Annotated in this window: 19 protein-coding genes; 4 read left to right on the plus strand and 15 right to left on the minus strand. The window is 66.5% G+C overall.

Annotation, left to right across the window (positions count from 1 at the left end):
• Positions 1 to 11: 11 nt before the first annotated feature.
• The 4 genes from creC to ACA097_RS10220 all read right to left on the minus strand — a co-directional run bounded on the left by creC (position 12) and on the right by ACA097_RS10220 (position 4034).
• The gene (creC, locus tag ACA097_RS10205) at positions 12 to 1430 is read right to left on the minus strand and encodes a two-component system sensor histidine kinase CreC (RefSeq protein ID WP_371370059.1); all 1419 of its coding nucleotides are present in this window, start codon (positions 1428 to 1430) and stop codon (positions 12 to 14) included.
• Positions 1430 to 2113, minus strand: a complete 684-nt coding sequence (creB, locus tag ACA097_RS10210) for a two-component system response regulator CreB (protein ID WP_043248741.1) — start codon at positions 2111 to 2113, stop codon at positions 1430 to 1432. Before creB ends, creC begins: the two co-directional genes overlap by 1 nt.
• Positions 2114 to 2179: 66 nt before the next feature.
• On the minus strand, positions 2180 to 2695 hold the full coding sequence (locus ACA097_RS10215) for an ATP-dependent zinc protease (protein ID WP_043248739.1): 516 nt from the start codon (positions 2693 to 2695) through the stop codon (positions 2180 to 2182).
• 79 nt (positions 2696 to 2774) lie between these two features.
• Entirely contained in the window at positions 2775 to 4034 is a 1260-nt protein-coding gene (locus tag ACA097_RS10220; RefSeq protein ID WP_371370060.1) for an HD-GYP domain-containing protein, read from the minus strand.
• Between the two features lie 129 nt (positions 4035 to 4163).
• Between ACA097_RS10220 and ACA097_RS10225 the strand changes: the two genes are divergently transcribed.
• Positions 4164 to 5051: an acyltransferase gene (locus tag ACA097_RS10225; RefSeq protein ID WP_043248734.1), complete on the plus strand. Its 888-nt coding sequence runs from the start codon at positions 4164 to 4166 to the stop codon at positions 5049 to 5051.
• Position 5052: 1 nt separating this feature from the next.
• Here ACA097_RS10225 and ACA097_RS10230 read toward each other — a convergent pair whose 3' ends face one another.
• Together ACA097_RS10230 and ACA097_RS10235 are read right to left on the minus strand one after the other, a co-directional pair.
• A complete protein-coding gene (locus ACA097_RS10230; protein WP_371370061.1) occupies positions 5053 to 5649 on the minus strand; it encodes a DUF2780 domain-containing protein in 597 nt (198 codons plus the stop codon).
• Positions 5650 to 5826: 177 nt separating this feature from the next.
• Positions 5827 to 6354 (minus strand): DUF2780 domain-containing protein, encoded by a 528-nt coding sequence (locus tag ACA097_RS10235; protein WP_043248732.1) that lies wholly within the window; start codon positions 6352 to 6354, stop codon positions 5827 to 5829.
• Positions 6355 to 6556: 202 nt separating this feature from the next.
• On the opposite strand from ACA097_RS10235, the gene mdtD reads away from it, so the two are divergent.
• Positions 6557 to 7990: a multidrug transporter subunit MdtD gene (mdtD, locus tag ACA097_RS10240; RefSeq protein ID WP_371370062.1), complete on the plus strand. Its 1434-nt coding sequence runs from the start codon at positions 6557 to 6559 to the stop codon at positions 7988 to 7990.
• Position 7991: 1 nt separating this feature from the next.
• On the opposite strand, the gene ACA097_RS10245 is transcribed toward mdtD, so the two are convergent.
• On the minus strand, positions 7992 to 8486 hold the full coding sequence (locus tag ACA097_RS10245) for an ATP-dependent zinc protease (protein ID WP_371370063.1): 495 nt from the start codon (positions 8484 to 8486) through the stop codon (positions 7992 to 7994).
• A 112-nt stretch (positions 8487 to 8598) separates the two neighbouring features.
• A complete protein-coding gene (locus tag ACA097_RS10250; protein WP_043248725.1) occupies positions 8599 to 8811 on the minus strand; it encodes a cold-shock protein in 213 nt (70 codons plus the stop codon).
• A 335-nt stretch (positions 8812 to 9146) separates the two neighbouring features.
• Between ACA097_RS10250 and dbpA the strand changes: the two genes are divergently transcribed.
• Together dbpA and yccS are read left to right on the plus strand one after the other, a co-directional pair.
• Positions 9147 to 10523 carry an ATP-dependent RNA helicase DbpA gene (gene dbpA / locus ACA097_RS10255; protein WP_043256830.1) on the plus strand — a complete coding sequence of 459 codons (1377 nt, stop codon included), beginning with the start codon at positions 9147 to 9149 and terminating at the stop codon, positions 10521 to 10523.
• Positions 10524 to 10675: 152 nt separating this feature from the next.
• Positions 10676 to 12871 (plus strand): YccS family putative transporter, encoded by a 2196-nt coding sequence (gene yccS / locus ACA097_RS10260; RefSeq protein ID WP_043248723.1) that lies wholly within the window; start codon positions 10676 to 10678, stop codon positions 12869 to 12871.
• A gap of 7 nt (positions 12872 to 12878) precedes the next feature.
• On the opposite strand, the gene ACA097_RS10265 is transcribed toward yccS, so the two are convergent.
• From ACA097_RS10265 to rpmE, 7 genes are all read right to left on the minus strand, one after another.
• Positions 12879 to 13607 carry an ABC transporter substrate-binding protein gene (locus tag ACA097_RS10265; RefSeq protein WP_160285671.1) on the minus strand — a complete coding sequence of 243 codons (729 nt, stop codon included), beginning with the start codon at positions 13605 to 13607 and terminating at the stop codon, positions 12879 to 12881.
• 219 nt (positions 13608 to 13826) lie between these two features.
• Positions 13827 to 14597 carry a slipin family protein gene (locus tag ACA097_RS10270; RefSeq protein ID WP_371370503.1) on the minus strand — a complete coding sequence of 257 codons (771 nt, stop codon included), beginning with the start codon at positions 14595 to 14597 and terminating at the stop codon, positions 13827 to 13829.
• Positions 14594 to 15943, minus strand: coding sequence for a nodulation protein NfeD (locus ACA097_RS10275; RefSeq protein WP_160285670.1), 1350 nt, complete (start codon positions 15941 to 15943; stop codon positions 14594 to 14596). Before ACA097_RS10275 ends, ACA097_RS10270 begins: the two co-directional genes overlap by 4 nt.
• A gap of 148 nt (positions 15944 to 16091) precedes the next feature.
• A complete protein-coding gene (locus ACA097_RS10280; RefSeq protein WP_371370064.1) occupies positions 16092 to 17360 on the minus strand; it encodes a malic enzyme-like NAD(P)-binding protein in 1269 nt (422 codons plus the stop codon).
• A gap of 104 nt (positions 17361 to 17464) precedes the next feature.
• Positions 17465 to 18916 (minus strand): M48 family metalloprotease, encoded by a 1452-nt coding sequence (locus ACA097_RS10285; protein ID WP_160285668.1) that lies wholly within the window; start codon positions 18914 to 18916, stop codon positions 17465 to 17467.
• Positions 18913 to 19716: a thermonuclease family protein gene (locus ACA097_RS10290; protein WP_371370065.1), complete on the minus strand. Its 804-nt coding sequence runs from the start codon at positions 19714 to 19716 to the stop codon at positions 18913 to 18915. The genes ACA097_RS10285 and ACA097_RS10290 overlap by 4 nt, the downstream gene beginning before the upstream one ends.
• Positions 19717 to 19739: 23 nt before the next feature.
• Positions 19740 to 19955: a 50S ribosomal protein L31 gene (gene rpmE / locus ACA097_RS10295; RefSeq protein WP_009615432.1), complete on the minus strand. Its 216-nt coding sequence runs from the start codon at positions 19953 to 19955 to the stop codon at positions 19740 to 19742.
• Positions 19956 to 19996: the final 41 nt, after the last annotated feature.

Genomic DNA, 19996 nt, shown 5'->3' on the forward strand with positions numbered 1-19996 from the left:
GATTGCGTTGGCTAGTGGGCCGGCAGGAGCAGGGAGGCCTCCACACCACCCTCGACGTTGCCAACCTGCAGGGAACCGCCATGCAGCGCCGCAACCTCGGCAACGAAGTTAAGCCCAAGCCCGGTGCTCTTGCGGCCGCTGCCTGGCCGCGGCAGCGAGTAGAAGCGCTCGGTCAGCCGCGGCAGGGCGAAGTCGGGGATCGCCTGGCCCTGGTTGAACAGCGTCAGGCGCCAGGACTTCCCTGCGCGTTCGGCGCCAAAGCGAAGCGTGCCGCCCGCCGGAGTGAAGTCGAGGGCGTTCTCCAGCAGGTTGCCGAGTGCCTGGCGCAGCAGGAAGGCCTCGCCATCGACCACGGCCTCCGGCGGCACGGCATTGTCCACCTGCAGGCTTTCCAGGCGCGCCAGGTTGCCTTGCAGCAACTCCGCGACCAGCTCGCGTAGCACCACCGGCTCGTTCGCTTCGAGGCCCTGACGCTGCTCCACCTGGGCCAGGTTCAGCAGCCGCTCGACCAGTTGCTGCAGGCGCCGGCTCTCGCTGGTGATGTTGCCGGCGAAGCGCAGACGCTGTTCGGTCGGCATCTCGCCTTCGAGCAATTCGGCGGCGCCACGAATGGCGGCCAGCGGACTCTTCAGCTCGTGGGTCAGGGTATGCACATAGCGCTCGACGTACGCCTTGCCTTCCAGTTGCACGCGCATGCGCTCCACCGCATCGGCCAGCTGAGCCATCTCGCCACCGCGGTAGTGCGGCAGCTCGGCACGCTGGCCTTCGCTGACCGCCTGGGCGTAGCGGGTGAGGCGGCGCAGAGCGCCGCTCAGCCACCAGGAAAGCAGTCCACCGACCAGCAGGCCGAGGACGATCAGGCCGCCGCCGAGCCAGGCCAGGCGGCGCTGCGAGCGCTCGATGTAGGGTTGCAGGGTGCGGTTGGGCTTGGAGACCGAGACCACGCCGATGATCTTATCGCCATCGCGGATCGGTGCCCCCACGTACATCACCGAGGAGTCCGGGTCATCCGCCGACTCACGGCTGGAGCGCGCGCCGTACTTGCCCTGCAGGGTCAGGTAGACGTCGTTCCAGCGCGAGTAATCCTGGCCCACCGCGCTGCCGGCGGAATCCAGCAGGACGATACCGCGCGCGTCGGTGACGTAGATGCGGTGGTTCACCGCGTTCTTGCGTACGCCCCAGATGTCCGCCTGCGGGCTACGCGCGCCGTAGGCCTTGAGCAGCTCGGGCAGGTGGCTCTGGGCGAGCGAGCCGTTCTTCAGGTCGTCGCGGAGGATCTCGGCGAGCAGGTTGGCGGTATCCACCAGGGTTTCTTCGGTGGACTGGCGCACGCCGGGGCGGATCTCGTCCATCACCGTGCTGAGCACGAAGTAACCGGTCAGCCCGACGAACAGGAAGTACGCCAGGAAGATCCGCAGGCCGAGCGGCATCAGGCCTTCTCCGCCGCGTAGCTGTAGCCGAGGCCGCGATGGGTCTGGATCGGCTCGGCGTCCGCGGCCACCTGGCGCAGCTTGGCGCGCAGGCCCTTGATATGGGTGTCGATGTTGCGTTCGTAACCGGCCTGGGCCGAGACGCCGAGCGCCTCCAGCAGTTGCTCGCGGCTGAACACCCGGCCCGGTCGCGCCAGCAAGGTCTGCAGCAGGCGGAACTCGTGCAGCGTGAGGTTCAGCGGCTGGCCGCGGTAGTGGATCAGGAAGCGCTCCTCGTCCACCTGGAACAGCCCCGCCGGTACTGCGACCGGCTGCTCGCGGAGCGCGCCACGGCGCAGGATGGCCTTGACCCGCGCAGCGACCTCGCGCGGGCTGAACGGCTTGACCACGTAATCGTCGGCGCCGATCTCCAGCCCCACCACCCGGTCGATCTCGCCATCGCGTGCGGTGAGGAAGATCACCGGCACCTCGGAGAATCGGCGCAGCTGGCGGCAGGCCTCGAAGCCGCTGATGTCGGGCAGGCCGACGTCGAGAATGACCAGGTCGAAGCTCGTCTCGCGCAGCCGCTGCAAGGCCTCGCCCGCCAGGCTCAGCCAGGTGGTGGCGAAGCCCTCGGACTGCAGCGCGTAGAGCAGCGTATCGGCGATGGAGGCTTCGTCTTCGACGATGAGGATGTGCGGCATGGCGTCCGTGCCTCGGTTTGAAAGCCTGCCATCAAGCCGCAAGCGCCGCGGCCCGTCAATCGGGCTTCAGCTCCCGGAGCAGTTCGGCTTGCCGGCGGCGAAGCGCTCGCCCGGGTCGACCGCGACGTGGAACTTGCGCAGGCCCTTGGCGCCCATCAGGAAGGGATAGGTGAAGTTACTGCGGTCGGTGAGGTTGACCTCGATCACCTGCTGGTCGCCACCCAGGCATACAGGCAGCAGGATGACTGGGCGTTCGCTGAGCGAGGGTTGCGCGTCCTCTTCGTCGTCGCCGGCGCGGTTCTTGATTTTCGAGATGCGCGCGAGCTTGTGCTCGAAGACCGCGTCGCCGCCTTCCTTGGTCGCCAGGCGGAAGCGCACCCAGTCCTCGCCGTCGCGCTGGAAGCGCTCGATGTCCTTGGCCGACAGCGACGAGGTGTAGGCGCCGGTGTCCATCTTCGCCTGCAGGGTGCGGTCGAGTTCGGGCAGGCCGACCCATTCGTAGCGGCCGTAGAGTTTTGGCTCGGCGGCCAGCACCAGGCCAGGCAGGGCGAGCAGGGAAATCAGGGCTAGTACGCGCTTCACGGGGATTCTCCAGAACGGAAGGCAGGGAGCATGGCGCATAGGACTACCATGCGCCCCGGGGGTTCGCCAGGGTGGCGGATCAGCCGTCGAACAGCGAGCCGCGCCGGCGATCGAGCCCGCTCCAGAGCGACTCCAGATTGCCGAAACCCCATTGCGCCGGCGACTCGCGGCCGACGATGCGCTCGCGGCCTTTGAGCTGCGCCAGGTCGAGCACTTCCTGGGGAATGGCGGCGCGCGTGCGCGCCGAATAGAACACCTTCACCGTCGGCGTCAGCAGCGATTCGACGTGCTGGTCCATGACGACCGCCAGGCGCTCGCTCTCCAAGCGCACCAGCGAGCCCACCGGGTAGATGCCCAGGCATTTGACGAAGGCGCGGAACACTTGCTCATCGAGGTGCGAGCCACACCACTGGTTCATTCGCCGGATCGATTCGGCGGGGTCCCAGCCAGCCTTGTAGGGGCGGTCCGAGGTGATGGCGTCGTAGATGTCGCAGATCGCCCCCATGCGCGCGAACAGGCTGATCTGCTCACCCGCCAGGCGATGCGGATACCCGCTGCCGTCGAGTTTCTCGTGGTGGTGCAGGCAGACGTCCAGCACCAGCGCGCCGACCTGGCGCCCCTGGATCAGGATGTCGACGCCCCGGCGTGGGTGCTCGCGCACGCTGGCGAACTCGTGTTCTTCCAGACGTCCCGGCTTGTTCAGCACCGCCAGGGGCACCTGCATCTTGCCGATGTCGTGCAGCAGGCCGGCCAGCCCTGCTTCGCGCACGAGCGAGTCGTCCATATCGAGTTGGCGGGCCAGGGCGATCATCAGCGCGCAGACGGCAACCGAGTGCATATAGGTGTATTCGTCGGCGTGCTTGAGCCGCGCCAGGCTGATCAGCGCGTTGGGATGGCGTAGTAGCGACTCGGTGATTTCCGCCACCAGCTCCACCGCCTGCTCCGCATCTACCACCTTCCCCATGCGCGCATCGCTGAACATCGCCATGACCGCTTGCTTGGAGCGTGCGCACAGACGCCGCGCGGTGCGCAGTTCGTCCTCCAGGGTGCGTCGGACGGCAATGGGCTGGGCCACGGGCTCGGCGGCCGGCTCCGGCGCCACATCAGTCTCAGGCTCGGCCTCGGGCACCAGGGCCGGGCGTGGCGAAAGCCCCCGGGACGGATCGATCAGCACTTCGCGGATGCCGCTTTCACGAAGGCGTCTCAGGTCGTCAGGGTCTTCCAGGAGGAAACGCTTGCGCCAGAACGGGTGGTCCATCCAGGACCCGCAGAGCTCGTGAACATACATCCCCAGGGTCACGGCTTCGACCGGCACGCGCAGGTAGAACGAATCGGGCATAGCAAAAAATCGCAGGGGGATTGCCTAGAGCATAGTGCGCCGGCACACCGGACGGGAAGCAGCGACTTGGGGAAGGAATGCGGCCTGCGTATCATGGCCGCGCCACCTCGAACAAGGAGTCGCACCGCCATGTTGGCCACGTTGAAGGGCATCCTCGCCAGCCTCCTGCTGCTGCTCAACACCCTGGTCCTGATCGGCCCGATGATGCTGATCGCGCTGCTCAAGCTGGTTCTGCCGGGCAAGCGCCTGAAGGATGCCTGCTCGGTCGCGGTGATGTGGATCGCCGAGACCTGGGCGGAAATCGACAAGGCGATCTTCGCCCTGATGACGCCGACGCACTGGGACATCCGCGGCGGCGATGCGCTGCGTGCCGACACCTCCTACCTGGTGGTGAGCAACCACCAGTCGTGGGTGGACATCCCGGCACTGGTCCAGGCGTTCAACCGCAAGACGCCCTACTTCAAGTTCTTCCTGAAGAAGGAGCTGATCTGGGTGCCCTTCCTCGGCCTCGCCTTCTGGGCCCTCGACTACCCCTTCATGAAGCGCTACAGCAAGGCCTTCCTGGAAAAGCATCCGGAACTCAAGGGCAAGGACCTGGAGATCACCAAGGCCGCCTGCCAGAAGTTCAAGGGCCTGCCGGTCACCGTGGTGAACTACCTCGAAGGGACCCGCTTCACACCCGCCAAGCAGGCCCAGCAGCAATCGCCCTACCAGCACCTGCTCAAGCCCAAGGCTGGCGGCGTGGCCTTCGTCCTGGCCGCCCTGGGCGAGCAGCTGGACGCCATGCTCGACGTCACGCTGGTCTATCCGCAAGGCCGGACTCCGGGTTTCTGGGACCTGCTCAGCGGGCGAGTGCCCAAGGTGATCGTCGACATTCGCACCCATGAAATCGACCCTGCGCTCTGGCAGGGCGATTACGAGAACGACGCGGAATTCCGCCAGTACGTGCAGGTCTGGGTATCGCGCCTCTGGCAGGAAAAGGACGCCCGCATCGGCGAGCTGCGCGCCCAGCTCTGAATCAGGCGGCCTTGCCGCTCGGAGCCGCCAGCGGCGCCGGTGCGAGCGGGGTCTTGGGGATGCTCGGCAGGCTCCCCCAGATCTGCCCCAGGGTGCCCAGCAGCTGGCTGTTCAGGCCCTGCTGGACCATGTAGTCGAGCATCACGCCGGCGAACTGTCCGACCATGCCCTGGTTCATCCCCAGCACGTTGAAAACCTGGTCGACGTCCTGCAGGTTCTGGATGCCGCCGAGCAACTGCCCGGCGCCACCGATCAGGCCGCCGAGTCCGCCAAGCCCTCCCAGTCCGCCGTCGAGCGCTCCCGACGACAGTTGCCCTAGCCCCGGAAGGCGCTGCTGCAGTTGCGCGCTGTCGGCCGGCTCCAGACGGTTCATCGCCAGCCCGAGCAGTGCGCCGACTCCGCCGATGGCCTGCTCGTCGCTGATGTTCAGGCGCTGGCCGAGGGTTTCCACCAGGCCGTTGGCAGCATTACGCGCCGCAGCACTGCCATCGGCGCTGCTGCTGTTGGCGCCGGGCGCTTCGTCGAAGGTTTCCGCGGCGACCGGCAAGGACGCAAGGCACAGGCAAGCGGTGAGGGCGAGAAGGGATCGGGCGATCATCGAAGGCTCCGCGACAGGGAAATCCGCCGCAATCGGGGCGGGTCGCAGCTTCGACTGAATGTCAGAAATTTCGTTCAGAGCGGCTCGTCGGCCAAACGAGGAAGCGCACAGGAGCGGATCTCATCCGCGATTCGCTTTTTCGCGAACCAGGCCCGCTCCTACGCAGAGGGGCTTGGTTCAGCCGCCAACGCCCCAGAGGCTGCCCAGGCTGCCCAGCAGGTTGCTGCTGACGCCCTGCTTGCCGAAATAGTCGAGCAGCACGCTGGCGAACTTGCCGGTCATGCTCTGATCCATGCCCATGGCGCCGAACGCCTTGTTCACGTCGCCCATGCTGCCGACGTTGCCCAGCAGGCTCTTCGAGGCGCCGCCGAGGTCGCCCAGGCCACCGAGGGCGCTGCTACCGGACAACTTGTCCAGCCCCGGCACCTGTTGCAGCAGCTGCGAATAATCGCCGCCGCTGAGTTTGTTCTTGGCCAGGCCCAGCAGCGCGCCGGTGCCGCCTACGGCCTGTTCCTGGTTGACGCCGAGCTGGCCGGTGAGCGCACCGAGCAGGCCGCTGGTCTGCGGCGTGGTGGCGACCTGGGAAGTACCGCCGCCCGCCATGCCGGAAACCGCGTTGGCCGCGTCACCGAGGTTGAAGGCGAAAGCCGAGGATGCGGACAGCAGGGCCACGGCGGCGAGGGTGGAACGGATTCGAACAGACATCGACATCTCCTTTGCATGGATGGCCGGCGCGCCAGGCGCGCCAAACACGGGTACGACCCAGGCGGCGGGACTTCGTTCCTCCCTGGCCGGCCGAGCGCATTAGCGCTCAGGTTAGCTGAACGCGGGAATACCAACGACGGCGCCGATACCGGCCCTGAGCATCTTTCCCTATGCTTGGCGGATGCCGACGCAAGGACCGATCATGAGCGAGCCCTTCACCCTCACCCCGCGCATCGCCCGCATCCTTCCATGGCTGGTGGCCGTGGCCTTCTTCATGCAGGCGCTGGACGCCACCATCCTCAACACCGCGCTGCCGAGCATGGCCCGTTCGCTGGACGAGGACCCGCTGCGCATGCAGGCGGTGGTCATCTCCTACCTGCTCACGGTGGCGCTGCTGATTCCCGCGTCGGGCTGGATAGCCGACCGCTTCGGCACGCGCCGGGTGTTTCTCTTCGCGGTCTTCCTGTTCAGCCTCGGCTCGCTGTTCTGCGCGCTCTCGCCGAGCCTCGGTGTGCTGGTCATCGCCCGCGTGGTGCAGGGCCTGGGCGGCGCGCTGATGATGCCGGTGGGGCGCCTGGTGATCCTGCGCGTCTACCCGCGAACCGAGCTGGTGCGGGTGCTCAGCTTCGTCACCATCCCCGGCCTGCTCGGCCCGCTGGCCGGCCCGACGCTGGGCGGCTGGTTGGTCGAATACGCCAGCTGGCACTGGATCTTCCTCATCAACATCCCGGTCGGCCTGCTCGGCATGGCCTTCGCCATGCGCCTGATGCCGGACCTGCGCGGCGCCGGGCAGGCTCGATTCGACGTACCGGGCTTCCTGCTCTTCGGTGGCTCCATGCTGCTGATCACCATCGCCCTCGAAGGCCTGGGCGAACTGCACATGCCGCACGTACGCGTGGTGCTCCTGCTGATCGGCGGCCTGGTCCTGCTCGCCGCCTACTGGCTGCGCGCGCTGCGCATCGAGGCGCCGTTGTTCCCGCCGAGCCTGTTCCGCACGCGGACCTTCGCCGTGGGCGTGCTGGGCAACCTGTTCGCCCGCCTGGGCAGCGGCGCCCTGCCCTTCCTCACGCCGCTGCTGCTGCAGGTCGGCCTGGGCTTCAGCCCGGCCAAGGCGGGCATGAGCATGATCCCCCTGGCCGGCATGGCCATGGCGATCAAGCCGCTGGCCAAGGCGATCCTCGATTTCTTCGGCTATCGCCGCCTGCTGGTCGGCAATACCCTGCTGCTGGGTGCGTTGATTGCGAGTTTCGGCCTGATCGACCAGGACACCCCCTATGTCTGGCTGCTGATCCACCTGGGCCTGCTCGGCGCGGTCAACTCGCTGCAGTTCACGGCGATGAACACCCTGACCCTGATCGACCTGCGCGACGACAACGCCAGCGCCGGCAACAGCCTGCTCTCGGTGGTCATGCAATTGTCGATCGGCCTTGGCGTGGCGTGCGCGGCGGCGCTGCTGGGCGGGTTCCAGGCCGATATCGAGATCAATGCCGGCGACGTGCTGGGGGCGTTCCACGCTACCTATCTGAGCGTGGGCGTGATGTCGATGCTGGCGGCTGCGATCTTCTTCCAGCTCTCCGGCGAGGACGGCCGTACGTCACAGGCGCCGCGGCGCCTGGAGCCCGACGACGGGCACTGACTCAGGGCTTGCAGGTGGGCGGGGTGGTCAGGGTCTTGGACGCATCCACCGCGCCAAGATGTTCGAGGGTGCGGCGGCCCAGCAGAACCTGGGCATCGTCGCCCTGGCGGTCGGAGAGGGCGAACTGCTCGTGGTACAGCTTCTCGCCCATGCAGATGTCCATCGACACCACCGGCCGGTGCTCGAATCCATCCGCCACGCGCACCTTGAGCTGACGCTCGACCGGGCGCTCGAAGGGGAAGCGCTGCTCCTGGCCGGTCGCAGGGTCGGTCACCACGATGTCGTACTGCACCCAGCGCTGGTCGTTCTTGCGAATCTTCACCACATTGCGCGCGTCCATCACCGAGGTCTGCACGCCGGTGTCCAGGCGCGCCTTGAGCAGCACGTTCTCCGGCATCAGCTTGGCCTGCTCTACCCAACCCCAGGTAACCGGCTGGGCGGCGAACGCGGGGGAACAACAGAAGGCGAGCAACAGGCCGGCGCGGCGCAGGTTCATCGCGGGAACTCCAGTCAGGGGGAATATCGCAGTACAGGCGGAAATGAATCTCGGGGCAACAAAAAACCCCGGATGTTTCCATCCGGGGTTCTTGGCGGTATCAGGTCAGCGCTTAGGCGATGACTTGTACGCGCTCAGCCTGCATGCCTTTCTGGCCTTGCACGACTTCGAAGCTGACTTTCTGGCCTTCGGCCAGGGTCTTGAAGCCGTGGCCTTCGATGGCGCGGAAGTGAACGAAGACGTCCGGGCCGCTCTCAGGGGTGATGAAGCCGTAGCCTTTGGTCTCGTTGAACCACTTGACGGTGCCGTTCTGACGATTCGACATTTTGTTCTCCTTGGAACATGGGGTGTAGAAGTGCCACAAATGTGGCGAGGAACTGAGTTGCAAGGAGTTACAAGGAGTCGAGCAGGACGGGGTGGAATAACCGACCGCATCAGGTCACGATCGACGGCGACCCATGCAAACACAGTGCGGGCACTCTACGACAAAAAGCATCGGAAAGCGAATCTGTATAAAAATCCACTAGTTCGCCCCATTTGCAATTCTGACGAATGGGTGTCGAAGCCAGTAATTACGGGGCTTTGAGGCGCATCTTCGACATCTTCGAAAGTGCAGGACTGCTACACTGCGCGGCCAAACGCCTGTCGGGTTTTTCTTACGTGACCTCCACCGCCTTCTCCAGCCTGCCGCTTTCCGCCGATCTCCTGGCCAATCTCGATGCCCTGGGCTATCGCGAGATGACGCCGATCCAGGCGGCCAGCCTGCCGATCATCCTCAAGGGTCGCGACCTGATCGCCCAGGCCAAGACCGGCAGCGGCAAGACCGCGGCCTTCGGCATCGGCCTGCTCAGCCCGCTCAACCCGCGCTACTTCGGCTGCCAGGCGCTGGTGCTGTGCCCGACCCGCGAGCTTGCCGACCAGGTGGCCAAGGAGATTCGTCGACTGGCCCGCGCCGCGGACAACATCAAGGTGCTGACGCTCTGCGGCGGCGTGCCCTTCGGCCCGCAGATCGGCTCGCTGGAGCACGGCGCGCATGTGGTGGTCGGCACGCCCGGACGCATCCAGGAGCACCTGCGCAAGGGCACCCTGAAGCTCGACGGCCTGAACACCCTGGTCCTCGATGAAGCGGACCGCATGCTCGACATGGGCTTCTACGACAGCATCGCCGACATCATCGGCCAGCTCCCGGCGCGCCGGCAGAGCCTGCTGTTCTCGGCCACCTACCCGGACGGGATCGAGCAGTTGGCGGCGAAGTTCCTCAACAAACCGGAACGCGTCGAGGTCGAGTCGCTGCACGATCACAGCCAGATCGAACAGCACTTCTTCGAGATCGACCCGCGCCAGCGACTGGATGCCACGGTGCGCCTGCTGCAGCACTTCCGCCCGCAATCGGCAGTCGCCTTCTGCCACACCCGCCAGCAATGCCAGGAACTGGCCGCGGCACTCGAAGCGCAGAAGATCTCCGCCCTGGCGCTGCACGGCGAGCTCGAACAGCGCGAGCGCGACCAGGTGCTGGCGATGTTCGCCAACCGCAGCTGCAGCGTGCTGGTAGCCACCGACGTCGCCGCCCGCGGCCTGGATATCGAGGCGCTGGAAGCGGTGATCAACGTCGAGCTGTCGCGCGACCCGCAGGTCCACGTGCATCGCATCGGCCGTAGCGGCCGCGCCGGCGAGAAAGGCCTGGCGCTGTCCCTGGTGGCGCCGGCCGAGGCCTCGCGCGCCCAGGCCATCGAGGAGTTGCAGGGCGCCCCGCTGAACTGGGAGCGCATCGACTTCCTGCGCGCCAATTCCGCACCGCTGCTGCCGCCCATGACCACCCTGAACATCGCCGGCGGCCGCAAGGACAAGCTGCGCCCCGGCGACATCCTCGGCGCCCTCACCGGCGACGCCGGGTTGCCCGGCAGCGCGGTGGGCAAGATCGCCATCTTCGACTTCCAGGCCTACGTCGCCGTGCAGCGCGACCAGGCGAAGGCGGCCCTGCAGCGCCTGCAGCAAGGCAAGATCAAGGGGCGTTCGTTCAAGGTGCGCATCCTCTGATCCCAGTCGTAGGAGAGAGCTTGCTCGCGAACCCAAGCCACGCGCCTGGAGGTTCGCCAGCAAGCTCGCTCCTACATAAGCCCCCATCGATAGCCGCGCCCCAGGCGATCCGCTAGTCTCACCCCCGAGACACCCGGACGTCCCTGACTCACATGCCCTCCTCCTCCCTGCTCGAAACCCTGCGGCGCCTTTGGGCGCTGGACAAGTTCGCCTACAGCCTGCGGGTGTTCATCGCCCTCGCCGGGGCCATGGGCGCTTGTTGGCTGCTCGGCCAGACCGCGCTGGTCATCCCACTGTTCCTCGGCATCATCGCCAGCGCGCTGGCGGAAACCGACGATCATTGGCTGGGCCGCTTGCAGGCGCTGCTGGTGACTCTGGTCTGCTTCCTGATCGCCTCGCTGGCGGTGGAGCTGCTCTTCCCCTATCCCTGGCTGTTCGTCACGGGGCTGGCGCTGTCGGCCTTCGGCATGACGCTGCTGGGTGCGCTCGGCGAACGCTACGCAGCCATCGCTTCAGCCACGCTGATCCTGTCGATCTACACCATGATCGGCGTCGACCAGCGTGGTGGCGCGCCGGGTGACCTGTGGCGGGAGCCGCTGCTGCTGGTCGGTGGCGCCGCCTGGTACGGCCTGCTCTCGGTGCTGTGGAATGCGCTGTTCGCCAACCAGCCGGTGCAGCAGATGCTGGCGCGGCTGTACTTCGAGCTGGGCGAATACCTGAAGATCAAGTCGACCCTCTTCGAGCCGCTGCGCCAGCTCGATGTCGAAGGCCGCCGGCTGGCCCTGGCGCGACAGAACGGCAAGCTCGTGGTGGCGCTGAACCAGGCCAAGGAAACCATTCTCGCGCGCCTCAGCCACGGCCGTCCGGGGCCGAAGCTGAGCCGCTACCTGAAGCTCTATTTCATCGCCCAGGACGTCCACGAGCGCGCCAGCTCCTCGCACTATCCGTACAACCGCCTGGCCGAAGCCTTCTTCCACAGCGACGTGATGTTCCGCTGCCAGCGCCTGCTCAACCAGCAGGGCAAGGCGTGCCAGGCGCTGTCGCGCGCCATCCGCCTGCGCCAGCCATTCGACTACAACGACAGCGAACTGGCCCTGGCCGATCTCCAGGCGTCGCTGGAATACCTGCGCCAGCAGGGCAACCCGGCCTGGCGCACTCTGCTGCGCTCGCTCGCGGCGCTGGCCGGCAACCTGGCCAGCCTGGACCAGAAGCTCAGCGGCGCGAGCAACCCCGACGCCCTCGCCGAAGAACAGGACAGCACCCTGCTGGACCGCTCGCCGCGCTCGCTGCGCGATGCCTTCGAACGCATTCGCCTGCAACTCACGCCGACCTCGCTGCTGTTCCGCCATGCCCTGCGCCTCGGGCTGACGCTGACCGCCGGCTACGCCGTGCTGCACCTGATCCACCCGACCCAGGGTTACTGGATCCTGCTGACCACGGTGTTCGTCTGCCAGCCCAACTACGGCGCCACGCGCATCCGCCTGGTGCAACGGATCCTCGGCACCCTGATCGGCCTGGTTGCCGGCTGGGCGCTGATCGACCTGTTCCCCGGCGCGCCGGTGCAGTCGCTGCTCGCCGTGGTTGCCGGGGTAGTCTTCTTCGCCACGCGTAGCACGCGCTACACCCTGGCCACCGCAGCCATCACGCTGATGGTGCTGCTGTGCTTCAACCAGGTCGGCAACGGCTACGGGCTGATCCTGCCGCGCCTGTTCGACACCCTGGTCGGCGCCTGCATCGCCGGCCTCGCGGTGTTCCTGGTGCTGCCCGACTGGCAGGGCCGGCGCCTGCACAGCCTGGTTGGCAACACCCTCGCCTGCAACGGCCGCTACCTGCGCGAAATTCTCCAACAGTACGCCAACGGCAAGCGCGACGACCTCGCCTACCGCACGGCGCGGCGAAATGCCCACAACGCCGACGCGACGCTCTCCACGACCCTGTCGAACATGCTCATGGAGCCGGGGCATTTCCGGAAGGACGCGGAGATCGGCTTCCGCTTCCTGGTGCTCTCGCACACCCTGCTCAGCTACCTCTCGGCCCTCGGTGCGCACCGCGATCGGCTGCCCGAGTCGCCAGCCAACGAACTGATCAGCGAGGCCGCCGAACAGTTGGGCACCAGCCTGGAGATCATCGCCAGCAGCCTCGCCGAACGCCGCCCGGTGGCGATCCACAGCGATGCCGAGGAAGCCCTGGCCAAGCGCCTGGAACAGGTGCCGGATGAGCTGGAAGACCCGCAGCGGCTGGTGCAGACCCAGCTGGGGCTGATCTGCCGCGAACTGGCGCCGCTGCGCAGCCTGGCCGCGCATCTGCTGAAGAAGGAAATCGGCAGCGAGCAGGAAGACGCCGCCTGAGGATTGCTCAGGGCAGGTGGACGTTCATGAAGGCGTCGTAGCTGCCGTCGGCGCGCATCTTCGCCAGTTCGCGGTTGAAGTCTTCGACTATCTTCGCGTGGTCCGGGTTCTTGCGGCTGACCAGGATGTACAGCGGGTTCTCGCTCAGCGGCCGCGGGACGAACTCCAGCTTGTCGCGGATATCGCGCAGCTCATGGTCCAGTTGGTAGCTCGCGGTCAGCTCGTCTTCCAGGGTCAGTTCGACGCGGCCGGCGGCGACCATCATGGCGGCATTGGCGAAGTTGAGCACCGGCACCTTGCGCAGGCGCTTGTCGTCGTTGAAGGCCGGCGAATAGGCGTAGCCGCGGACCACGGCGAAACGGTAGGGATAGAGGTCGGTAAGGCGCTCGTAGGCGATGGGTGCGCCCTTGCGCTTGATCAGGCGCAGGTTGTTGACCAGGTAGGGCTGCGAGTAGTGGCCGTACTTCTCGCGCTCGGTGTTGTACCAGGCATCCACCAGCACGTCGTACTCGCCGTTCTGCACGCCATAGAGCGCGCGCGGCCAGGGCACTTCGCTGTATTCGATGGAGTAGCCGGCGCGGGTCAGCACGCTGCTGACCAGGTGCACCGCCAGCCCGCCGCCAGGCATCTTCGCATCGGTATAGGGCGGCCAGCGGTCGGAAACCAGGCGCAAAGGCTCATCGGCCATCGCCAACAAAGGCAGACACAGCACGAACCCCAGGACGCGCAGCAGCATACTTCTCCTCATGCCGGTACCCCCGCCACAACCGGGGCGAACACGGAACGCTCCGGGCGCACGCGGCCCCTGATGGACAGGGGGCATCGGAACAGGCGCTGTCTGGCGATCCCTAAAGCGTGTGATTGTAGGTGAGTTTGCTGCGCACTGGAGCCCATCTTCGGCAGTCGAGGTGTGAACGGGCGCGCGCTTCCGCGCCCCGCTCGGCCGCCGCCAGGCTCACTCGCCGCCGCGCCTGCTCCCCGGCTCCAGCAGCCCCTTGAGCAGTTCGATGGGCATCGGGAAGACGATGGTGGAGTTCTTGTCGCCGGCGATGCTGCCCAGGGTCTGCATATAGCGCAGCTGCATCGCGCCGGGCTGGCGGGAGAGCATCTCGGCGGCCTGCATCAGCTTCTCCGACGCTTGCAGCTCGCCTTCGGCGTGGATCACCTTGGCCCGCCGCTCGCGCTCAGCCTCGGCCTGGCGGGCAATGGCGCGGACCATCGACTCGTTGAGGTCGACATGCTTGATCTCGACGTTGGCCACCTTGATGCCCCAGGCGTCGGTCTGCGCGTCCAGCACCTTCTGGATGTCCAGGTTCAGCCGCTCGCGCTCGGCCAGCATCTCGTCCAGTTCATGTTTGCCGAGCACCGCGCGCAGGGTGGTCTGCGCCAGTTGGCTGGTGGCGGCGAGGAAGTTCTCGACCTGGATGATCGCCTTCTGCGGATCGAGCACGCGGAAGTACACCACCGCGTTGACCTTCACCGAAACGTTGTCGCGGGAGATCACGTCCTGCGGCGGCACGTCGAGCACCACGGTGCGCAGGTCCACCCGGACCATCTGCTGCACCGCTGGAATCAGCAGCACCAGCCCCGGACCCTTGACCTTCCAGAAGCGGCCGAGCTGGAACACGACCGCACGCTCGTATTCGCGCAGGATGCGCAGCGAGCTGAACGCCAGCATCAGCACCAGGAACAGCGCCACCAGCAGCCCATAGGGAATGCCCATCAGTCACCTCCGGTTTCGTCGTCGGCCGCCACATCCAGGCGCAGCCCGTCGCGCGCCAGTACCCGTACCCGCTGGCCCGCATGCAGGGCCTGCGTCGAGCGCACCTGCCACTGCTCGCCTTGCAGCTGCACCCAGCCGGCGTGCGCGTCGTCACCCGCCACCTCGCCGATGGTCGCCCGGCTGCCGACCAGCCCCGCCGCACCGCTGACCACCTGGCGCCGGCGGCTCTTCAGCGCCACGCCGAGGATGCCGAAGATGAACAGCGCACTGACCGTGGCCACGCCGACGATCAGGCCGAGCGGGATACCGAAGCCTGGTGCATCGGTGTCGAGCAGGATCAGCCCGCCGATCACGAAGGCCACGACGCCGCCGATACCCAGGCTGCCGTAGCTGGGCAGGAAGGCTTCGGCGGCCATGAAGGCCAGGCCAAGGAGGATCAGCGCCACTCCCGCGAAATTCACCGGCAGCAACTGCAAGGCATAGAGGCCGAGCAACAGGCAGATCCCGCCGAGTACGCCGGGCAGGGCCAGGCCAGGGTTGGCGAATTCGAAGATCAGGCCGTAGACGCCGATCATCATCAGGATCAGCGCCACGCTGGGATCGGTGATCACCGCCAGCAGGCGGGTGCGCCAGTCGGCGCTGCGTTCGACCCAGCCAACGCCGGCGCTGTGCAGCGTCACGCTTTGCCCGGCCAGTTGCACCTTGCGACCGTCCACCGCCTGTAGCAGCGCGCCCAGGTCGTCCGCCTGCAGGTCGATGACCTTCTGTTTCAGCGCCTCGCCGGAAGACAGGCTGACCGCCTCGCGCACTGCCCGCTCGGCCCAGTCGGCGTTACGCCCGCGCAGTTGCGCCAGGCCACGGATGTACGCCGAGGCATCGTTGATCTGCTTGCGCTTGAGGGTGTCTTCCTCGCTCGCCGCTTTCTTCTGCTTGTCGCCGGGCTCCTGCGGCGCACCGGGCATGCCACCGATGTTGATCGGCGTGGCCGCGCCCAGGTTGGTCCCCGGCGCCATGGCCGCGACATGGCAGGCATAGAGGATGTAGGTGCCAGCACTGGCCGCCCGCGCACCGCCCGGGGCGACATAGCCGATCACCGCGACCGGGCTGACCAGGATCGCCTTGACGATGTCGCGCATGGAGGTGTCGAGCCCACCCGGAGTGTCCATGCGCAGGATCACCGCCGGTGCGCCCTCATCCGCCGCTCGCTGCAGGCCGCGCACTACATAGTCGGAAGTCGCCGGGCCAATGGCGCCGTCCACCGTCAGCACCACCGCCGGCTGGGCCGCCAGGGTTCCGCCCGCCAGCAAGAGCAGCAGGAACAGAGCGCAATGGCGAATCAGCGTGGACATGGCACGCCTCCGCAGTCAGGCCGATGCGGCGTCGAACCCTCAGGAAACGCGGCGCCTTCCTAAAGCATAGTCCCCCGGACTCCCTCGCTTGCACGGGCGCAGAAACGAAAAACCCCGCCGAAGCGGGGTTCTCGTCAGCAGGCCGGGATCAGCCCTTGAACACGTCTTCCACCGATTGCAGCGGATAGTGTTTCGGGTACGGCAGGGTCGCCACGCCGCTTTCGATGGCGGCCTTGGCCACGGCATCGGAAACCACGGTGATCAGGCGCTTGTCCATCGGCTTCGGAATGATGTACTCGCGGCCGAACTCCAGCGAGGTCACGCCGTAGGCATCGCACACGTCCTTCGGTACCGGCTCCTTGGCCAGGTCACGCAGGGCCAGGGCGGCAGCGATCTTCATTTCTTCGTTGATGCGGGTGGCGCGTACGTCCAGGGCACCGCGGAAGATGAAGGGGAAGCCGAGCACGTTGTTCACCTGGTTCGGGTAGTCCGAACGACCGGTGGCCATGATCACGTCGCTGCGGGTGGAGTGGGCCAGCTCCGGCTTGATCTCCGGATCCGGGTTGGAGCAGGCGAAGACGATCGGGTTCGGCGCCATGCGCTTGAGATCGTCGGCGCTCAGCAGGTTGGCACCGGACAGGCCGACGAACACGTCGGCACCTTCCAGGGCGTCAGCCAGGGTGCGCTTGTCGGTCTCGGTGGCGAACACCGCCTTGTACTGGTTCAGGTCGGTGCGGCCGGCGTGGATCACGCCCTGGCGGTCGATCATGTAGATGTTCTCGACCTTGGCACCCATGCTCACCAGCAGCTTCATGCAGGAGATGGCGGCAGCGCCGGCGCCCAGGCAGACGATCTTCGCGGTCTCCAGGTTCTTGCCGGCGATTTCCAGGGCGTTGAGCATGCCGGCAGCGGTGACGATCGCGGTGCCGTGCTGGTCATCGTGGAAGACCGGGATGTCGCACTGCTCGATCAGCGCGCGCTCGATCTCGAAGCACTCCGGCGCCTTGATATCTTCCAGGTTGATGCCGCCGAAGGTGATGGAGATGCGCTTGACGGTATCGATGAAGGCCTGCGGGCTCTCGGCGTCGACTTCGATGTCGAACACGTCGACACCGGCGAAGCGCTTGAACAGCACGCCCTTGCCTTCCATGACCGGCTTGGAGGCCAGCGGGCCGAGGTTGCCCAGGCCGAGGATGGCGGTACCGTCGGAGATCACGGCGACCAGGTTGCCCTTGCCGGTGTACTTGTAGGCCAGTTCGGCGTCACGGGCGATCTCGCGCACAGGCTCGGCCACGCCCGGGCTGTAGGCCAGCGACAGGTCGCGGGCGGTGGAGGTCGGCTTGGTCAGCTCGACGCTCAGTTTTCCGGGGCGGGGTTGCGCGTGATATTCGAGGGCAGCGGTCTTGAGATCAGACATTTTGGGCACTTCCGCTTTATTGCTTGTTGGACAGACGGGCGACCGAGCATACGCGGGAAGATAGCGCCTGCCAAGATCGCTGCAGGCCCCTGGTGTCAATGCTCCTAACGTACGATCTTCAGCCAGTCGCCGGGTTTTGGCTGACCAGATGGATACAAATCGTTGAGCAATCGTATACGAGAAATCGCGTCAGATTCCGGCCCGTTTTCACCCTTTGCCAGCTGTTCCACGCTTTGTCCCGACGACACCTTCACCAGCTGCAGGCGACGCGCCTCGGCGAGCTTGCGCTCGTCGGCACGCAGCGGGCGGAAACTGTTGATCACGCTGAGGAACTCGCTGTCGCGGGTTTCCAGTGAGCCGTTGCCCTTGATCACGCCGATGAACAGGTAGGCGGCCTTGTCCAGGTAGATCACCGCCACGCGCCGGGCCGGCGTGCCCGGCACCACGCCGGTGGCGCCCTGGATGCCGGCCTGCTTCAGTTCCTGCTCCTCGGCCAGGCGGCCGCCAGCGCCCTTGCGCAGGTATTCCAGGGGGGTGAGCTGCCCTTCGCGCGGCACCAGTTTCATGCCGATGTAGGCCTGCTGGTCCTTGGGAAAGCCGATCAGTGCACTGGGTTGGTTGAGCATGCCCCAGCCTTGCGGGAAGGTCAGGGTGAAGCCCAGTTCGCCGTGGTAGAAGCTCTGCCCGTGGCGGATGCCGGCGTCGGCCGAGTCGCCGAAGGTCAGGCCGTTGATGGCCTGCAGGTAGCGGTCGCGGGCGACTTCCTGCTGCCCGGTGGCCAGCGCCTGGGCCGGGCCGAGGACTTCCTGCAGGCGCCGGTCGTTGTCCGGGTGGGTGTCGAACAGCCCGTGGTAGCCAACCGGTTGCACCGCATCGCCGTTGCGCTGCGCCACCTTGCGGGCGAAGTCTTCCTGGTTCTTCAGCACCCGCACCACCTGGATCATGGCCTTGGGATCGTAGCCGGCGCGGGCCAGGTACTTGGCGCCGAGGCCGTCGGCCTGCAGCTCCATGTCGCGGCCGTAGCCACGCACCACGGCGGTGCCGAGGACGTTGGTGAGGTCGCCCGCGGCGCTGACGCCGGTGCCGATGGCCACGGCCGCGCCTAGCACGTTCCAGGCGCTGGCCTGGCTCTGCTGGCGAACGCTGTGGCGGGCGGTGACGTGGCCGATCTCGTGACCCAGCACAGCGGCCAGCTCGGCCTCGGAATTGAGGTAGGCCATCAGCCCGCGATGGATATAGATGTAGCCGCCAGGCAGGGCGAAGGCGTTGATATCCGCCGAGTCGACGACAGTGAAGTGGTACTGCAGGTTGGGCCGGTCGCCGACCCGCGCGACGCGCTCGCCGACCTGCTGCACGTAGGCCTGGAGCTTCTCGTCGGGGTAACGCGGGTACTCCTTGGCGGCCTGCTGGCTGGCCTGGCGGCCGAGGGCCAGCTCGTCCTGCTCGCTCATGGTGACGAAGTCGGTTTCGCCGGTCGCCGGGTTGACCGCACAGCCCCCCAGCACGCCGCTCAGCGCGAACAGACAGGTCAGCAACAGCATCCTTGGCGAAATCATGGCATCAGCTCCAGCATGGCCGAGTCGGTGATGGGCAGCATCCAGCGTGCCTGCCCAGGTTTCACGCCGCCTTTCGCGGCTCGGTCGATCACCCAGCCGCGCGCTTCCAGCATGCGCCCGGGCAGGTTATCCAGTGTGCGCTTATCGAACGATTTCAGCAGGTCTGGCCCGATGCGCAACACCAGCGGGCCATCCAGTTCGATCCACAGTCCGCCGCGGTTGCGCTGCACCTCGGCAACTCGTCCGCGGATTACGGCGAAACCGCTCTCATGCAGTCCCTGCGCATCCTGCACCGGCGAACGCTTCCAGAGTCCCCGACCGGCCTCGCGGGCTTCGCGTTCGGCGGCTTTCTGGCAAGCGGTCAGCTCGGTGTTGGGCGCGATCGCCACCTGGTAGCCCAAACCCTCGACCAGCAATTGCGCCTCGATGTTGTTGCCCTGGCGGTCGTAGAGATGAGCCAGGGTGCGACCGTAGCGATCCTTCGGCTGGCGGCCAGGTTGCAACGACAGCTCGCCATGGTTCTCCGCCACTAAAGCCTGCAGGCGCTGCCGCGCGGCTTCGGCGAAGGGTTCGGTCGTGCGGCCGTTGTGGGCCAATTCGGGCGCGTTTACCCCGATCAGGCGCACATTGCGGCCATCGGCGAGCTTCAGGGTGTCGCCGTCGACCACCCTTGCGACCTGCACGTACTCAGCCGATGTCGACGCCGGGCAAGCGGCCAGCACCGGCCCGCCCAGGCAAATCGCAAGCACAAAAAAAGCGCCCCGGAGGGGCGCCTTTTTCAGGATATCGGGAAAGGCCATCGGGGCTTTTCCGGAAATCGCTCTTACTTCTTGCCACCGAACATGGCGAAGCGCTGGTTGAAGCGGTCGATACGGCCGCCGGTATCAACGACTTTCTGCTTGCCGGTGTAGAACGGGTGGCACTCGGAGCACACGTCCAGGTGGATGCCTTTGCACAGGGTCGAACGGGTTTTGATCACGTTGCCGCAGCTGCAGGTGGCTTCGATTTCTTCGTACGCGGGATGGATTTCCGGTTTCATGATGTCTTCCTCTGGTTGGTGTGCCGCCACCCAGTCTCTGT

Source organism: Pseudomonas sp. QL9 (genome assembly GCF_041409665.1).
GTDB classification, from domain to species: domain Bacteria; phylum Pseudomonadota; class Gammaproteobacteria; order Pseudomonadales; family Pseudomonadaceae; genus Pseudomonas; species Pseudomonas knackmussii.

Bases quoted from the DNA above. Each gene is read 5' to 3' on its own strand.
- creC (WP_371370059.1), bottom strand. From the start codon at position 1,430: ATGCCGCTCGGCCTGCGGATCTTCCTGGCGTACTTCCTGTTCGTCGGG.
- creB (WP_043248741.1), bottom strand. From the start codon at position 2,113: ATGCCGCACATCCTCATCGTCGAAGACGAAGCCTCCATCGCCGATACG.
- ACA097_RS10220 (WP_371370060.1), bottom strand. From the start codon at position 4,034: ATGCCCGATTCGTTCTACCTGCGCGTGCCGGTCGAAGCCGTGACCCTG.
- ACA097_RS10225 (WP_043248734.1), top strand. From the start codon at position 4,164: ATGTTGGCCACGTTGAAGGGCATCCTCGCCAGCCTCCTGCTGCTGCTC.
- ACA097_RS10230 (WP_371370061.1), bottom strand. From the start codon at position 5,649: ATGATCGCCCGATCCCTTCTCGCCCTCACCGCTTGCCTGTGCCTTGCG.
- ACA097_RS10235 (WP_043248732.1), bottom strand. From the start codon at position 6,354: ATGTCTGTTCGAATCCGTTCCACCCTCGCCGCCGTGGCCCTGCTGTCC.
- mdtD (WP_371370062.1), top strand. From the start codon at position 6,557: ATGAGCGAGCCCTTCACCCTCACCCCGCGCATCGCCCGCATCCTTCCA.
- ACA097_RS10245 (WP_371370063.1), bottom strand. From the start codon at position 8,486: ATGAACCTGCGCCGCGCCGGCCTGTTGCTCGCCTTCTGTTGTTCCCCC.
- ACA097_RS10250 (WP_043248725.1), bottom strand. From the start codon at position 8,811: ATGTCGAATCGTCAGAACGGCACCGTCAAGTGGTTCAACGAGACCAAA.
- yccS (WP_043248723.1), top strand. From the start codon at position 10,676: ATGCCCTCCTCCTCCCTGCTCGAAACCCTGCGGCGCCTTTGGGCGCTG.
- ACA097_RS10265 (WP_160285671.1), bottom strand. From the start codon at position 13,607: ATGCTGCTGCGCGTCCTGGGGTTCGTGCTGTGTCTGCCTTTGTTGGCG.
- ACA097_RS10275 (WP_160285670.1), bottom strand. From the start codon at position 15,943: ATGTCCACGCTGATTCGCCATTGCGCTCTGTTCCTGCTGCTCTTGCTG.
- ACA097_RS10280 (WP_371370064.1), bottom strand. From the start codon at position 17,360: ATGTCTGATCTCAAGACCGCTGCCCTCGAATATCACGCGCAACCCCGC.
- ACA097_RS10285 (WP_160285668.1), bottom strand. From the start codon at position 18,916: ATGATTTCGCCAAGGATGCTGTTGCTGACCTGTCTGTTCGCGCTGAGC.
- ACA097_RS10290 (WP_371370065.1), bottom strand. From the start codon at position 19,716: ATGGCCTTTCCCGATATCCTGAAAAAGGCGCCCCTCCGGGGCGCTTTT.
- rpmE (WP_009615432.1), bottom strand. From the start codon at position 19,955: ATGAAACCGGAAATCCATCCCGCGTACGAAGAAATCGAAGCCACCTGC.